The organism is Bacillus sp. AK128, from assembly GCF_053903075.1.
In genome coordinates, this window is sequence record NZ_CP096379.1 from 684,098 (window position 1) to 699,350 (window position 15,253).

General features: G+C 38.4%; 15 protein-coding genes. 13 read left to right on the forward strand and 2 right to left on the reverse strand.

The window, feature by feature from the left end; all coding sequences use genetic code 11:
• The first annotated feature begins 295 nt into the window (after window positions 1-295).
• From M1D60_RS03050 to asnB, 8 genes are all read left to right on the forward strand, one after another.
• A complete protein-coding gene (locus M1D60_RS03050) occupies window positions 296-1,462 on the forward strand; it encodes a M20 family metallopeptidase (protein WP_456277746.1) in 1,167 nt (388 codons plus the stop codon).
• Between the two features lie 149 nt (window positions 1,463-1,611).
• On the forward strand, window positions 1,612-2,241 hold the full coding sequence (locus M1D60_RS03055; RefSeq protein ID WP_456277747.1) for a protein kinase family protein: 630 nt from the start codon (window positions 1,612-1,614) through the stop codon (window positions 2,239-2,241).
• A gap of 64 nt (window positions 2,242-2,305) precedes the next feature.
• Window positions 2,306-2,632, forward strand: coding sequence for a YckD family protein (locus tag M1D60_RS03060; RefSeq protein ID WP_456277748.1), 327 nt, complete (start codon window positions 2,306-2,308; stop codon window positions 2,630-2,632).
• Window positions 2,633-2,841: 209 nt separating this feature from the next.
• The gene (locus tag M1D60_RS03065; RefSeq protein ID WP_456277749.1) at window positions 2,842-3,594 is read left to right on the forward strand and encodes a DeoR/GlpR family DNA-binding transcription regulator; all 753 of its coding nucleotides are present in this window, start codon (window positions 2,842-2,844) and stop codon (window positions 3,592-3,594) included.
• The gene (gene pfkB, locus M1D60_RS03070; protein ID WP_456277750.1) at window positions 3,591-4,502 is read left to right on the forward strand and encodes a 1-phosphofructokinase; all 912 of its coding nucleotides are present in this window, start codon (window positions 3,591-3,593) and stop codon (window positions 4,500-4,502) included. The genes M1D60_RS03065 and pfkB overlap by 4 nt, the downstream gene beginning before the upstream one ends.
• Window positions 4,503-4,514: 12 nt before the next feature.
• Complete coding sequence (locus M1D60_RS03075; protein ID WP_456277751.1) at window positions 4,515-6,380, forward strand: PTS fructose transporter subunit IIABC; 1,866 nt, start codon at window positions 4,515-4,517, stop codon at window positions 6,378-6,380.
• Window positions 6,381-6,419: 39 nt separating this feature from the next.
• Window positions 6,420-6,686, forward strand: coding sequence for a phosphocarrier protein HPr (locus M1D60_RS03080; RefSeq protein ID WP_456277752.1), 267 nt, complete (start codon window positions 6,420-6,422; stop codon window positions 6,684-6,686).
• A gap of 343 nt (window positions 6,687-7,029) precedes the next feature.
• Window positions 7,030-8,928, forward strand: a complete 1,899-nt coding sequence (asnB, locus tag M1D60_RS03085) for an asparagine synthase (glutamine-hydrolyzing) (protein ID WP_456277753.1) — start codon at window positions 7,030-7,032, stop codon at window positions 8,926-8,928.
• Window positions 8,929-9,232: 304 nt separating this feature from the next.
• Here asnB and M1D60_RS03090 read toward each other — a convergent pair whose 3' ends face one another.
• The gene (locus tag M1D60_RS03090; protein WP_456277754.1) at window positions 9,233-9,433 is read right to left on the reverse strand and encodes a TM2 domain-containing protein; all 201 of its coding nucleotides are present in this window, start codon (window positions 9,431-9,433) and stop codon (window positions 9,233-9,235) included.
• A 126-nt stretch (window positions 9,434-9,559) separates the two neighbouring features.
• Between M1D60_RS03090 and M1D60_RS03095 the strand changes: the two genes are divergently transcribed.
• Window positions 9,560-10,753, forward strand: coding sequence for an MFS transporter (locus M1D60_RS03095; RefSeq protein WP_456277755.1), 1,194 nt, complete (start codon window positions 9,560-9,562; stop codon window positions 10,751-10,753).
• A 199-nt stretch (window positions 10,754-10,952) separates the two neighbouring features.
• On the opposite strand, the gene M1D60_RS03100 is transcribed toward M1D60_RS03095, so the two are convergent.
• Window positions 10,953-11,909, reverse strand: a complete 957-nt coding sequence (locus tag M1D60_RS03100) for an ABC transporter substrate-binding protein (protein WP_456277756.1) — start codon at window positions 11,907-11,909, stop codon at window positions 10,953-10,955.
• A gap of 280 nt (window positions 11,910-12,189) precedes the next feature.
• Between M1D60_RS03100 and M1D60_RS03105 the strand changes: the two genes are divergently transcribed.
• From M1D60_RS03105 to trhO, 4 genes are all read left to right on the forward strand, one after another.
• Complete coding sequence (locus M1D60_RS03105; protein ID WP_456277757.1) at window positions 12,190-13,029, forward strand: ABC transporter ATP-binding protein; 840 nt, start codon at window positions 12,190-12,192, stop codon at window positions 13,027-13,029.
• On the forward strand, window positions 13,004-13,780 hold the full coding sequence (gene fhuF / locus M1D60_RS03110; RefSeq protein ID WP_456277758.1) for a siderophore-iron reductase FhuF: 777 nt from the start codon (window positions 13,004-13,006) through the stop codon (window positions 13,778-13,780). Before M1D60_RS03105 ends, fhuF begins: the two co-directional genes overlap by 26 nt.
• The gene (locus tag M1D60_RS03115) at window positions 13,781-14,026 is read left to right on the forward strand and encodes a YusU family protein (protein WP_456277759.1); all 246 of its coding nucleotides are present in this window, start codon (window positions 13,781-13,783) and stop codon (window positions 14,024-14,026) included.
• Between the two features lie 107 nt (window positions 14,027-14,133).
• Window positions 14,134-15,060 (forward strand): oxygen-dependent tRNA uridine(34) hydroxylase TrhO, encoded by a 927-nt coding sequence (gene trhO / locus M1D60_RS03120; protein WP_456277760.1) that lies wholly within the window; start codon window positions 14,134-14,136, stop codon window positions 15,058-15,060.
• Window positions 15,061-15,253: the final 193 nt, after the last annotated feature.

Genomic DNA, 15,253 nt, shown 5'->3' on the forward strand with positions numbered 1-15,253 from the left:
TGTTATTTGAATAGCATTGTGAAAGCATTGAGTTGATTGGAGCGGAAGGCACTCGACTCCTGTGGGAAATAGAGGGAAGCTTGAGACCCCGCAGGCAAAGCCGAGGAGGCTCAAGTCCCTCCCCACGGAAAGCGAGTGCCTGCAGCGGAAGTCAACGGACCCAATATAATTTCATTTTTTGGTGAAATAGCAACAAAGTATGCGAAAACAGCCTTTTTAAAATAATAATTGCCTTTGAATGACTAACTAAAATAAACTTTTAAATAGAGAGAAAACTTTATGAGGGGGAAGGAAAATGAGAGAACAAATTTTAGCAACAATAGATGAACTACAAAAGGACTTTTATGAGATTAGTGAGTACATTGGAAATAATCCAGAGCTTGGTCATGAAGAAGTTAAGGCATGCAAGATTTTATCGGAAAAGTTAACACAGCATGGTTTTTCTGTAACAGTTGGAACATGTGATTTACCAACCGCATTTACAGCTGTTTATGATAGTGGTAAGCCAGGACCATCGATTGGATTTATGGCTGAGTATGATGCACTTCCTGGATTGGGTCACGCATGTGGTCATAATTTAATTGGGACAATGGCAGTAGCAGCTGGGATTGGATTAACTGCAGCCTTAGCTGAAACCGGAGGAAAAGTATATGTTTATGGAACACCTGCAGAGGAGACACGTGGTGGCAAAGTAACAATGGCTGAAGCTGGTGTATTTAATCATTTAGATGTAGCGATGATGGTTCATCCACTTGATCATTATCAGAAGAGTGGGGCTTCATTAGCGATGGATGCGATTCAATTTGAATTCTTTGGACGTGCGGCGCATGCTGCGGCAGCACCTTATGAAGGAATTAATGCCCTAGATGCTGTTATTCAAACCTTTAATAGTATTAATGCATTGAGGCAGCATGTGAAATCTGACGTAAGAATTCATGGAATTATTTCTGAAGGTGGAAAGGCAGCCAATATTGTTCCTGATTATGCGGTCGCACAGTTTTATGTTCGGGCCTCTAATCGTAGCTATGTAAATGAAGTTGCTGAAAAAGTGAAGGCCTGTGCCCAAGCAGCAGGTATTGCAACAGGGGCTCGTTTAGAGATTTCAAATTATGAATTTTCGTATGATGACATGATTACAAATGAGCTACTTTCTGATACATTTACAGATAACCTGGTTTCACTTGGCGTGGATCCAACGGAGATTATCGTTCAAAATAGTGATTCTGGATCCCTTGATATGGGAAATGTAAGCTATGTTGTGCCATCCATTCATCCTTATATTCAAATCACTACTGAACGTGCAGCTTGTCATACTCCAGAATTCCAACAAGCAGCAATGAGTGAAATGGGGAAAGAAGGCATGATGCTAGGTGCAAAGACGATGGCATTAACAGGTCTTGATATCCTAACGAAGCCTGAATTATTAGAAAAGATAAAAGTAGAATTTAATAATAGAAAATAACAAAAAATGAGGAGAATCTGCGGGTTCTTCTTGTTTTTTTATCTGAAGAGGTATTTCTCTTAGTTGAAGAGTAATTTCACGCGTTTTTCATCATTTATATCATATAATAGAAAATAGAGATTGATTGGCCACAATGCTGGAGGAGAAAAATGAAATCATTTGAAGAGCTTGCTGCTAGCATCGTGTTTTCTGAAGAAAATGGTATAACTAAGCTATGTAAGTATGATTCTAGCTTAGCGTTAATTGGAGAGGGGAGAAGTGCGGTTGTCTTTCGAATCCATCATACCAACTTTGCTTTAAAGGTGTTTTTCCCCTCACTGATCCATATTGCAAAGGAAGAAGCAGAGATATATCAAAAGCTGCAATTAAGTTCTTATTTTCCAAGATTACACGGGGCAGGAAACAATTATATTGTGATTGATTATATTGAAGGAACCACATTATTTGATTGTTTGCGCTTAGGGGTTAAAGTAAGACCTGAGCATATAAAGGAAATTGATGATGCACTTAGACAAGCAAGGGAGTTCGGTTTAAACCCTTCCGATATCCATTTGAAAAATATTATGGTGACTAATCAAGGCGAAATAAAGTTAATCGATGTTGCGCGATTTAGACAAGTGAAAAATTGTAGCCAATGGGATGATATTAAACTAGCCTATTTTAAATTTTATCAGCGTTCATTCTTTCCAAAAAAGATTCCGCTGTCCTTTTTAAATATGATCTCAAAGGTTTATAAGAATGAAAAGATTCAAAGATGGATCACAAACTTCCATCCCTAATGCATAATACCTCCTTTAAACATAAATACTATCAACGTATCTATATAAAAGGAGGTAGAAATAGATGAAAAGAGTTTCAATGATTTTAGCCATGCTTTGCTTATCGTTCGCTGTTTTACTTAATCCTGTCCAGGCTGAAAAGGACGTAGCATCGGAAGAAAAGCCAAAGGTTGTGTTAACTGATAAACAAAAGGAAGAACTTCAAGAGCTTCATGAGGATATGCTAGAAGATAAGAAAGAAATAATTAAGAAGTACATAGAATATGGAGTCCTTACCGAGGAAAAAGGTACAGAGATTATCGAGAAAATGGAAGGTCATTTTAAGAAATTAGAGGAAAATGGCTATATTCCAACTTGGGACAAGCACCATCATCACCACGATAAAGATTAGTAAATTGACAGGCTATCCAATGCATTTTGGATGGCTGTTTTTAATTTATAGAGCTTCATGATAGGAAAAGATTAACATAGATGTGAATTTTGAATGACTAGTTTTGATTGAGTTTGAATTATATTGAACGAAAATGAATGTTTTTGATTGAAAAATGTAAGGGCTTACGGTAAAATACATTCAAGAGTTCAAAACGGGGGTGGGAAAAATTGCTGACTGCTGAGAGACACCGAATCATTTTAGAAATGATTGAGGAAAAGGAAGTTGTAAACCTTCATGAGTTTGTGGAGGCTACCCAATCATCTGAATCTACCATCCGCCGTGATTTAAGTCAGCTCGAAGCGGATAAGAAATTAAAGCGTGTTCATGGAGGAGCAGCTCTTTTACATCAAAAAGGTGAAGAGTTAAGCGTTAAAGAAAAGTCCACTAAGAACTTAAGTGAAAAGGAAGCGATTGCTCGATATGCTGCTAGCTTAGTTCGAGATGGAGATTGTATATATCTTGATGCTGGAACGACTGTTTTTCAAATGATTCCCTATTTAAAGGCCAAGGATATAACAGTTGTCACAAATGGACTTACCCATCTTGAGGCATTACTTGAACAAAATATAGATACGTTCTTAGTTGGTGGGTATATTAAGCAAAAGACAAGGGCGCTGATTGGTGCTGGGGCACTAGAAGGCATTAAAAAATTCCGTTTTGATAAAAGCTTTATTGGTGTAAATGGTGTTCACCCTCAATTCGGATTTACAACTCCTGATCCAGAAGAAGCGTTAATTAAAAGAAAAGCGCTTCACTTGGGGCAAAGGGCATATGTCCTGGCTGACAATACAAAGTTCCATGAAGTGACATTTGCAAGAATAGCTGATATAAATCAAGCTTCGATCATAACAAATGTGATAGAAAACGAGATTCTTGCAGAATATAAAGAAAAAACAAGAATTGAGGTTGTTCCTGAATGATTTACTCTTGTACCCTAAACCCCTCTATTGATTATGTAGTGGAACTAGAGAGTGTTTCCCTAGGGAAGCTCAATAGGACGGATCAAACCTCCTATTATCCAGGAGGAAAAGGGATTAATGTTTCCCGCGTGCTAAAAAGACTTGGGGTTGAAAACAAAGCATTAGGTTTTATCGGTGGATTTACAGGTAGGTTCATCACGGACTTTTTAGACCAAGAGGGAATCTCTCATCAATTCATCGAACTTGAAGAACCAACTCGAATAAATATTAAATTAAAAACAAACCAAGAAACAGAAATAAATGGCAGTGGTCCTTTTATTAGTGAATCTCAGAAGGAGCAGCTATATAACTTGATAGGTGGCCTAACGCAAGGTGATTATTTTGTACTGGCAGGAAGTTTTCCTCCATCGATTTCTCTCGACTATTACAAATCGTTAGCTGCTTTATGCGAAGAGAAAGGCATTTCGTTTGTCATTGATGTGTCTGGTCCACCACTTAAGGAAACATTGAGCTATAAGCCTTTTCTTATTAAGCCTAATCAGCACGAATTAGCAGAGCTAGTAGGCCATGACATTTCTTCTAAAGAAGAAGCCATTTCATATGGTAGAAAGCTATTAACCGAAGGTCCTCAAAACATCATTATTTCAATGGGGGGAGAGGGAGCTGTCCTAGTTAATGCCGATATGACATTAGTCGCAACTGTTCCAAAAGGTACTGTGAAAAACTCCGTTGGAGCAGGTGATTCAACTGTAGCGGGTTTCATGGCTTCTTATTCACAGAATGGAGATATTGCCGAGGCATTCCGGAATGGTGTTGCTTCAGGAACGGCCACTGCATTCTCGTCAGACCTTTGTACTGAAGAAGCAGTTAAACATATAGTGACACAAATACAATTGGAAAAATTATAAGGGGGAAAGGGCATGAAGATTACAGAGCTGTTAAAGAAAGAAACCATCGTTTTAGATTTAAAAGCTACATCTAAACAGGATGTGATCGATGAGTTAGTGGATGTATTATCTACAGCAGGAAGACTATTTGATCGCCGAAAGTTTAAAGAAGCAATTTTAGCAAGGGAATCACAAAGCACGACAGGTATTGGTGAGGGTATTGCCATTCCTCACGCCAAAACTAGTGCAGTTAAGGTTCCAGCGATTGCGTTCGGTAGAAGCACTGAGGGTGTTGACTATGAAGCATTAGATGGTCAACCAAGTCATTTGTTCTTTATGATTGCGGCAAGTGAAGGGGCGAATAATGAACATCTCGAAACATTATCACGCTTGTCATCTTACCTCATGGACCCAGCGTTCAGACAAAGAATAGAATCTGCTAAAACAAAGGATGAGGTTATTCAAGCCATCGATGAAAAGGAACAAGCAGAGGCAGTTGATGAACAACCAATTTCAACGGGCTCAAGGCTAGTTTTAGCGGTAACGGCTTGTCCAACAGGGATTGCTCATACTTATATGGCTGCTGATTCCTTAAAAGCTAAGGCAAAAGAGCTTGGTATCGATATTAAAGTTCAAACAAATGGATCTAGTGGAGTGAAGAATAAACTAACTCCAGAAGAAATTGAAAAGGCAGCTGCGATTATCGTTGCAGCTGATACAAAGGTAGATATGGCTCCGTTTAAAGGGAAGCCAGTTATTGAGGTACCTGTAGCCCAAGCGATTAGACAACCAAAAGAATTAATTGACCGGGCAGTGAGTGGCTCAGCGCCAATTTTCCAAGGATCTGGTGATGGAGATGGAAGTTCAGCGGGTGAGCGGTCTGAACGCACAGGTTTCTATAAGCATCTAATGAATGGTGTATCAAATATGCTTCCATTTGTTGTCGGGGGCGGTATTTTAATAGCGATTTCCTTCTTGTTTGGAATTGAGGCGTTTGATCCAGACCATCCTTCCTACCACCCAATTGCAGAAGCTTTGATGACGATTGGTGGCGGTAATGCATTTGGTTTAATGATTCCTGTATTAGCTGGGTTTATCGCGATGAGTATTGCGGACCGTCCTGGATTTGCACCTGGTATGGTAGGTGGCTTTATGGCAGCTACCGGTGGAGCAGGATTTTTAGGCGGACTGATTGCTGGTTTCTTAGCTGGTTATATTGTCGTGTTACTAAAAAAGATGTTATCAGGTCTACCACAAGCACTTGAAGGAATTAAACCAGTACTTCTTTTCCCGTTACTTGGTATTTTGAAAACAGGTTTACTTATGATGTATGTAGTGATTGAGCCAGTTGTAGCGTTAAACACTGCTTTAACAGGTTGGCTTGAAGGTTTAGGTAATGCTACGATTTTACTTGGTTTACTTCTTGGTGGTATGATGGCAGTAGATATGGGTGGTCCCATCAACAAAGCAGCCTTCACATTTGGTATCGCAATGATTGATGCTGGAAATCTAGCTCCTCATGCAGCGATTATGGCTGGCGGAATGGTACCTCCATTAGGATTGGCTTTAGCAACTACCTTCTTTAAAAGAAAGTTTACGAAGGCTGAACGTGATGCAGGAAAGACAAACTATATCATGGGAGCTTCGTTCATCACGGAAGGTGCGATTCCATTTGCAGCAGCTGACCCAGGCAGAGTCATCCCTTCGATTGTTGTAGGTTCTGCAGTAGCGGGTGGACTATCGATGCTATTTGGTATTGGCTTACCTGCCCCACACGGTGGACTATTCGTAATCCCAGTTGTAAATGGCAACCCATTATTGTACTTATTAGCTATTTTAATTGGTGCAGTCATTACCGCTTTAATGGTAGGATTATGGAAGAAGGAAGTGCAGCAATAGTCATTCAACTATCTTAATTTTTCTAAAGGAGAATGAGCAATGGCAGAAAAGGTTTTTACAATTACAAGTGACTCAGGTCTACATGCACGTCCGGCAACCGTATTAGTACAGGCAGCAGGAAGATTTGATAGCGATGTTAATCTGGAGTACAAAGGCCGAACAGTTAATTTGAAGTCTATTATGGGAGTTATGTCTTTAGGAATCCCAAGCGGTAGTCAAATTAAAATAACAGCAGAAGGCAGCGATGCTGACGCAGCAATCGAAGCCCTTAGTGAAACATTGAAAAAAGAAGGCCTAGGCGAATAATAACATTGAAAAAACGTATCTCGATATTCGGGATACGTTTTTTGTTTGTAAAGGTTCTTTTCTAAAGGTTGTTTTCGCATAATTTATTCTATATTAACAGAAACATGAATTTATATTGGGGCCGTTGATTTCCGCTGCAGGCACTCGCTTTCCACGGGGAGGCTCACCGCACGCCCCGCGGAAAGCGAGTGTCCTGTAACGAAAATCAACACCAAGGTTTAAAACATAGCCTTTAAAAAAAGCAGTCGTTATTTACATTTTTTTACAAAATAAAGTGATATATTGAAACAAAGCACAATAATCCATCGTCAAATTTACAGAATCAAGAAGAGGGTGGAATATTATGTGTGGTTTTATTGCTTGTTTACAAGATACTAATAGATCCGGGGATTCAAATAATCAAGTTACATCCATGAGTGCGGCTATTAAACACCGAGGGCCTGACCAGGAGGGGCATTATCAGGATGAACATATCGATTTGTTATTTAGGCGTCTAAGTATTATCGATTTAGAAGATGGTTCACAACCAATGAGTGACGATAGTGAAAGATATTGGATTGTGTTTAACGGTGAGATCTATAACCACCAAGAGCTTAGAGAAAAGATGGTTTTTAAAGGATACACATTCAAAACAAACTCAGATACAGAGGTTATTGTTGCACTATATAGTGAATTAGGGGATCAAGTTGTTCATGAGCTAAGAGGGATGTTTGCATTTGTGATTTGGGATAGATGGGAAGGGACGATGTTTGGAGCAAGGGATTTGTTTGGAATCAAACCCCTATATTATAAGGAAACGGAAGGTTCAATTGTCTTTGCTTCTGAGATGAAAAGCTTGTTAGTTGGTGAGGGTATAGTAAGTAACCAAATTGATTACTTTTCGTTACAACAATATTTAACCTTTCAATATGTTCCTGAGCCACGAACAATGAGTACTAACATTAGTCGAATTGAACCTGGTCATTATTTTATAAAAAAGCTGGGTAAAGATACGGAGATCTTTCAATATCATAAAGTATCCTTTCATCCGGTTATAAATGACGAGACTCGATTATTAAGGAAAGTAAGAGATACTGTATTTCAATCTGTTGAAAAGCATATGATTAGTGATGTTCCAGTCGGATCCTTTTTATCAGGTGGGATTGACTCCACAATCATAGCAGCTGTTGCAAAGGAATTTTCGCCAAATCTACGGACCTTCTCGATTGGCTTTGAAAACGAAGGCTACAATGAGATTGATGTTGCTCAGGAAACAGCAAGGAAGCTTGGAATCATCAATCACTCTATTTATATAAATGCAGATGATTTTAAGAGAGAGCTACCGAAAATTGTTTGGCATTTGGATGATCCGCTGGCAGATCCCTCAACCATCCCTCTTTATTTTCTAGCAAAAGAAGCAAGAGAGTTTGTAAAGGTTGCGTTATCTGGTGAAGGGGCAGATGAATTATTTGGAGGCTATCGTATTTATCAGGAGCCACAATCCTTAAGAGTGTTTCAATATTTACCTCATTCTATAAAGGTACTGTTAAAAAATATAGTTGATACCCTACCACATGGTTTACGTGGCAAAAGCTTCATTGAACGAGGGTGCACTCCAATTGAAGAGAGATATATTGGCAATGCCAAAATGTTTACAGAAGCCGAGAAGAGAAAGTTGTTAAAAAATTACGATCCTAGTTCTCATTTTAACAATATAACGGCTCCATATTATAACGAGGCAAGAGACTATGATTCTGTTACAAAGATGCAGTATCTTGATTTGCATACATGGCTTCGCGGGGATATTTTAATGAAGGCTGATAAAATGTCGATGGCAAGCTCACTTGAGGTTCGGGTACCGTTTTTAGATCGGGAGGTTCTAAGAGTAGCAGAGAGTATTCCAACAGGATTAAAGATTAATCAGAAGACTACTAAATGGATTTTACGGAAAGCATTCGAGGATCTGGTACCAGACCATGTTGTGAATAGAAAGAAATTAGGGTTTCCTGTACCCATCCGTTTATGGCTTAAAAACGAACTGTATGACTGGGCGAAGCAAATCATACAGGAGAGTGAAACGGGACATCTGTTCAATAAGGGATATGTTAATCAGTTATTAGAGGATCATGTATTAGGTCACCATGATTATAGTCGGAAAATATGGACGGTTTTGATGTTTATGCTTTGGCATCAGGTTTTTGTGGAGGAAAAGTATTCATTTTCTGAAAAGGTCGAACGTTCTAGAGAGTATAATTTTCAATAATATTTCCATTGAGTGTAGCTGTCAGTCATTCTTATACTTTGTTGATATTTTAACTAAAAAATTGAATTTATAATGAGTCCGTTGATTTCCGCTGCAGGCACTCGCTTTCCGCGGGGAGGGACGTGAGCCTCCTCGACTTCGTCTGCGGGGTCTCACGCTTCAATCTATCTCCGAAGAAAAAGCTCTTTCCTTTTTCCTCGCAGGAGTCGAGCGCCTTCCACTCCAATCAACTCGAATTTTTAACAAAGCTTTTCATTATAATGAGAGAGCCTTTTTTATAAAAGGGCTGACAGCATTTAATTTATCATCCGTATTTTGCATGAAATTCTTCTTCTGTTTTTACTAAGTAAAGAATCCCTTCTATCAGGCCAATGATCCCTGGAATTCCTGTCCAGGAGAAGACTAAATATAATAGTCCCATCCAGATTTTTCCTAAATAAAACTTATGTACACCGAAATTTCCAAGTAAGATTCCGAGAACCCCTGCAGCTACTCTGCTTTTCATTAGTTCAATCCCACTCCTTTTATAAAATAATCCTTTTTCCATTATGCGCTAATACCTAACTTCTTATGAATGTGGATGAAACGTAAGCTTCAGAGTCAAGCTAATCCAAAGGGGGTCGGCTATTGTATGTTTAAGACAGACTTTAAAAGCTTGCCAAGATCATTGAAAATACTATTATTTGGTGTGCTCTTATCTCATTTAGCTTACTATATTGTGTTACCATTACTCCCGATTGTTTTGAAGGTATTAAAGGAGCTAACAATCGTGCAGATTGGAACGGTACTTGCTGTTAGCTCTTTTTCATATCAAGGTGGGAGTGTGTTAGGTGGGTTGCTCGCTGATCGGATAGGTCGAAGAATGATTATCGTGATTGGTGCCTTTGTCAAGGGGGTAGGATTAATTGGATTTGCCTTAGCAGAAACCTACTCATTACTATTAGTGGTGGCTCTCATCAATGGATTAGGTGGTGGATTAAATTCTCCTTCCACTAAAGCAGCGATTGCAGCTCTCGCATCTGAAGGGAATCATCGTACCACTGTCTTTTCACTAAGAGGAATTGCAGCTAATCTCGGTATAGCAAGTGCTGGGCTGTTGACTTATTTTTTAATTGGAGAAGAGTCAGTCATTATTTTCTATATCTCCGCAGGTCTGTTTTTTGTTCTTGGAATTATTAGCTGGCTTTATGTTCCTGCAAATTGTGGTGAGGGTGAATGTGAAGATATTACGTTTCAATCATACTTGGAAGTTTTTAAAAATAAAGCCTTTGTGATTTATTCGATCATGAGTATTTTCGTTTGGGGGCTTTTTGCACAATTTGCATTAGCCTTACCTTTACGAGCAGAGTCCTTTATGCAAAATCCAACAGCGGTCTCATTAATTTGGACATTCAATAGTATCCTCGTTGTCATTTTCCAAACAACGATAACAAATCGGATTATCAGAAAAATAAATCCAATGAATGCCCTGGCGCTAGGAACAACTTTCATTGGGGTAGGAATTAGCTCCCTTTATTTTGCCAATCATTTTGGCTTATTAATTGTGAGTGGGGTCATTTTTATTGTGGGTGAGATGATTCTAATGCCTACGATTGATATCACGATTACTCAGCTTGGCACTGCAAAATTAATCGGAACTTACTTTGGTCTAGCCAATTTTGTATTCGGTTTAGGTGAAGGATTGGGTAATTTTGGTGGTGCAAGATTGTTAAGTACCGGAATTCAAACCTACCTCCCTTGGGTTTCTTATCTTACAGTGGCAATTATTGTAGCACTTGTTATTTACCTGATTCGAAATACGAAGCCTATGAAGAGTGTTTTTTAGAAAACAAATCCAGGGGGACCTGGATCTGTTTTAGTTCCAGTTAGGGCATTTACGCAATTATTCTCAATGCAGAACAAGTAAGCTCATGCTTAGGAAATGATACGTAATTAGTCCATCTGAAATGGCACCACTAACTAGCATTTACTAAAAAACGACAGGTTAAAAACTAAACCTGTCGTTCAAGCATACTTTTCATTTTTTATTCAAACAATGCTTCCTCTAAATCTCTAAGCAAAAGTTCGGCTGCTAGGACTCCACCAGAGCGATGCCAAATGCTATCATCTACCTTAATCACCTTTCCGGATTGCATGACTTCTAGACTTTGAAAGGATGAATCATTGATCCATTCTGATTCAAGGTTTTCTGCAAGGTTTTCCTCTGTATCATAGGTGGAATAAAATAATACATCTCCATCTATGGCATTCATTTGTTGAGTTGTGTAAATCATTTCAGCAACATCTGGTATTGCTTGTGCTTCCGGACGGTGTAGCCCGATTTCCTCTATAATTGATGCGGCAAATGATTCCATATGATAGATTCGAACATGATCTGTCATAAATCGAATAACAGATAGTTCTACTTGTAGCTGTTCTCCTGCTTTTTTAGCAAAGTCCTCCAGCTTAGTTTGCCAATCTGCTAGTACTTGTTGGCCTTCTTCTGTTTGGTTGACCACTCGTGAATAAAAAGTAAAATTCGTTTTCCAATCACTATGTAGTGTTTCAGAGTAGACAGTTGGAGCAATCTCTGATAATTCGTCGTAAATTTGTTCATGTCTCATCTTATTTCCAATAATTAAATCGGGTTGGAGAGCTTTAATAGATTCAATAGTGGGGTCATGCTCAAAGCCAACTGGCTCGATCCCACCCATGTCAGATGATAAATAATCGTACCAAGGTTGTCCCACCCAGGAATTAACTGCTCCTACTGGCTTCATACCAAGCTTAAGCAAAGCTTCGGTTGCCTCATTAGTTAGCACAACAATTCGTTTAGGATTACTTGGTACTTCTGTCGTACCTGCGGCATGTTGAATAGAAATAGTGGTTTCTTTTTCGGATTCATTAGGTTCTGGGGCAGTCTTTGTTTGCTCTTTACAGCCACTAAGTAAGGAAGCCAAAATAATGATCATCAAGTATGGAAGTATGAAAGCTTTGTTCATGTAAATCTCCTTTATGTTTAGGGATGATTTTTTATAGTAGAAAATAGAACAACGGTATTGGACAACTTGTCCTTTTCTTATTGAAAATGATTTTCAACATCATTGACAGCATATTGAAACTAAAATAAACTATACATAGTAGTAGACGCCATAATGAAGTACTTACTTTTACATTGAATACTTATATAGTATATACAAATAAAAACAGTAAATCGAACAGTTCTTTTCGATTCGACCGAACTTACGGGACTAGGGAATATATAAAAGGGAGTGAGCCTAAATGAGTGCAATTCGTACAGAATCTTTAACTCTTTCCTATGGCGATAGCATCATCATTAAGGAATTGGATTTGCAGATTCCTAAAGGAGAAATAACGGTATTTATTGGTGGAAACGGTTGCGGGAAATCAACACTCCTTCGTTCCTTAGCTCGATTACTTAAACCACATGACGGGTCAATTCTTTTGGAGGGCAATAGCATTGCCAAGTTACAAACAAAGGAGATTGCTAAGCAATTAGCAATATTGCCTCAAGGACCTAATGCCCCAGAAGGATTAACAGTTATACAGCTCGTAAAACAAGGTAGATATCCTCATCAAAGTTGGCTTAAGCAGTGGTCCAAGGACGATGAAAGAGCTGTAAATCAAGCATTGGAAGCAACGGGAATGACTGAATTTAAGGATCGTCCTGTTGATTCATTATCAGGTGGACAACGACAGCGTGCGTGGATTGCGATGACACTCGCGCAGGAGACTGATATCATTTTACTTGATGAGCCGACCACCTATCTAGATATGACTCATCAAATTGAAATACTAGATTTATTATTTGATTTAAATGAAAAAGAGCAGCGTACAATTGTCATGGTTCTTCACGACTTAAACTTAGCATGCCGTTATGCCCATCAGCTTGTTGCAATTAAAAACCAAGCGGTTTATGCGCAAGGGAAACCAGAGGATGTTATTAACTGTGACTTAGTAAGAGATGTATTCGATGTTCATTGTGAGGTTACTCAGGATCCAATTTTTGGGACACCGTTATGTATCCCACATGGTAAAGGTAGATGTATATTGCCTCAGTTAGGAGAAGCAGTGCATGGTAAGCAAGCAATTACTATCTAATGAACTAGATATCCTTAAAAATTATCGATTAACTCTAGATCATCCAGAAGAACAAACCTATTCGTTTACGTGCAATGGGTTATTAGATCAAGACGTGATTGATGATTTTTTTAATCGATTGAAGAGTATGTATCAAGTATCAGAGCCCTTTGTAGTAGCCTCTCAGTTTATGAAAAGATACGGCTATATGATTACGGTTCCGTTTCTATATTCATTAAGCATGTTTCATAAAAAGCTAGATATTAGCTTACAAACCTCGGTATTTCAATCCTATGAAACTGATGGAGTTTGGTTACCAAAACTGCAGATTGGTACACTTGAGGTTCATGCTGTAGAGGATCAACGCGAGGGCTGGAGAACGGCAGCTTTTGAAAGTTTGTTTAGGGATCACCTTGCGCCGGTTATTGATCAAATTTCTAGTCAAGCTAAGGTCTCAAAACACATACTATGGGAAAATGCCGCGGTATATATTTTTTGGATTTATGAAAGTATGATGGAGCAGGAGCCGAACAATGAATTATTAAAAGAGGATTTTCAAGCGCTTTTAGACGCAGAAGGATCTATGTTTGGTAACTTATCGAAAAATCCAATCAGTAAATTTTATACTGAAAAGAGATATATAAGCCATATGGATAAAGAAATCAGAGTTCGTAAAACATGTTGTATGTTTAATCGTCTTCCAAATTCTGAAGGTGCTTGCACCACATGTCCTCTGACGTGTAATGTTATGATGAAAGAGGAGATGATGTAAGTGGAAGAAAAATTAACTGCCCAATTAAATGGTCTGCTTGAAAAATACACAGAGCTTCTTTTAGGTGAAACAAACGAGGAATTAAAAAAGAAGGTTGAAGCTTGGGTACTCTATAATCATATTGCTAAATCAATGCCTCCATTAGCTAAGCACTGGAATGAAACGTATCCAGAAGCAAAGGACGGAATAAAAGAATTGATTGCAGAGATTAAAGAGCTTAATGAAGCACATCGAGCAAAAAAATAATAAAGTGAAGAAGTGTATACATCGTACACTTCTTTTGTCTTTTACTGGATTACATTTTATAATCAATTTTAGTTATGCTAATAATAAAATTTTTATGATGACAGGTGATGAACATGAACTATCAAGTCTTGCTTTACTATAAATATGTTGAAATTGAAGAACCTGAGGCTTTTATGGAGGAGCAGCGAGCTCTATGTGAACGAATTGGCCTAAAGGGAAGAATATATGTGGCTCATGAAGGGATTAATGGTACGGTGTCAGGTACAGCGGAACAGACCGAGCAATATATGAGCGAAATGCGTCAGGATCCAAGATTCTCTGATTTAATTTTTAAAATTGAAGCATCAGAAGAGCATGCTTTTAAAAAGTTAAAGGTGAAGGTTAAGCCAGAGATTGTCCACTTAAGTCTTGAAGATGATGTAAATCCTAACCAGCTAACAGGGAAACATTTGTCTCCAAAAGAATTTATGGAGGCAATGCAGGATGAGGATGTGTTAATCCTTGATGCTAGAAACACATATGAATATGATTTAGGTCATTTTAAAAATGCGATTAGACCGGACGTAGAGAATTTTAGAGACTTGCCAAAATGGGTGAGAGAAAATTTAGCCCATCAGAAGGATAAAAAAATTCTAACATACTGTACAGGTGGAATTCGTTGTGAAAAGTTTTCTGGTTTCCTTTTAAAAGAGGGGTTTGAAGATGTATCTCAGTTAGATGGTGGAATAGTTACGTACGGTTATGATGAAGAGGTAAAGGGAAAGCTTTGGGACGGAAAGTTATATGTGTTTGATGAGAGAATCTCCGTTCCGGTAAACCGGACTGAGGAAGCAAATGTAGTCGGTAAATGCTACTATTGCGATGAGCCTGAAGAACGTTATGTAAAATGTGGAAACCCTGACTGTAATAAGCATTTATTACTATGCGAAGATTGTGAGCATGAGCATAAACGTTCGTGCAGCAAGGAATGTGCAGAGCACCCACGAAATCGATATGTAAAAGAACATGAACAGAATGAAGAAGTACAGGTGTAAACTTTATAAACCATTTCTAAGTAAAAAGCACTCCTAATATGGAGCGCTTTTTGTGCTTTTTTGGCAATATATCCAAGCTACTCTTAAGGCTTGTTACAAAAACTGACAAGCAATCTTAATATCCGACAAAAATCAAAAGATTTTCATATTCAAGTGATGAGAAAGATGATAAAATAATCTTGGTTTAAAAACA

Coding starts and splice junctions, on each gene's coding strand:
- fhuF (WP_456277758.1), top strand. CDS start 13,004: ATGGTAAGCAAGCAATTACTATCTAATGAACTAGATATCCTTAAAAAT.
- M1D60_RS03105 (WP_456277757.1), top strand. CDS start 12,190: ATGAGTGCAATTCGTACAGAATCTTTAACTCTTTCCTATGGCGATAGC.
- M1D60_RS03095 (WP_456277755.1), top strand. CDS start 9,560: ATGTTTAAGACAGACTTTAAAAGCTTGCCAAGATCATTGAAAATACTA.
- trhO (WP_456277760.1), top strand. CDS start 14,134: ATGAACATGAACTATCAAGTCTTGCTTTACTATAAATATGTTGAAATT.
- M1D60_RS03050 (WP_456277746.1), top strand. CDS start 296: ATGAGAGAACAAATTTTAGCAACAATAGATGAACTACAAAAGGACTTT.
- M1D60_RS03060 (WP_456277748.1), top strand. CDS start 2,306: ATGAAAAGAGTTTCAATGATTTTAGCCATGCTTTGCTTATCGTTCGCT.
- M1D60_RS03055 (WP_456277747.1), top strand. CDS start 1,612: ATGAAATCATTTGAAGAGCTTGCTGCTAGCATCGTGTTTTCTGAAGAA.
- asnB (WP_456277753.1), top strand. CDS start 7,030: ATGTGTGGTTTTATTGCTTGTTTACAAGATACTAATAGATCCGGGGAT.
- M1D60_RS03090 (WP_456277754.1), bottom strand. CDS start 9,433: ATGAAAAGCAGAGTAGCTGCAGGGGTTCTCGGAATCTTACTTGGAAAT.
- M1D60_RS03080 (WP_456277752.1), top strand. CDS start 6,420: ATGGCAGAAAAGGTTTTTACAATTACAAGTGACTCAGGTCTACATGCA.
- M1D60_RS03100 (WP_456277756.1), bottom strand. CDS start 11,909: ATGAACAAAGCTTTCATACTTCCATACTTGATGATCATTATTTTGGCT.
- pfkB (WP_456277750.1), top strand. CDS start 3,591: ATGATTTACTCTTGTACCCTAAACCCCTCTATTGATTATGTAGTGGAA.
- M1D60_RS03075 (WP_456277751.1), top strand. CDS start 4,515: ATGAAGATTACAGAGCTGTTAAAGAAAGAAACCATCGTTTTAGATTTA.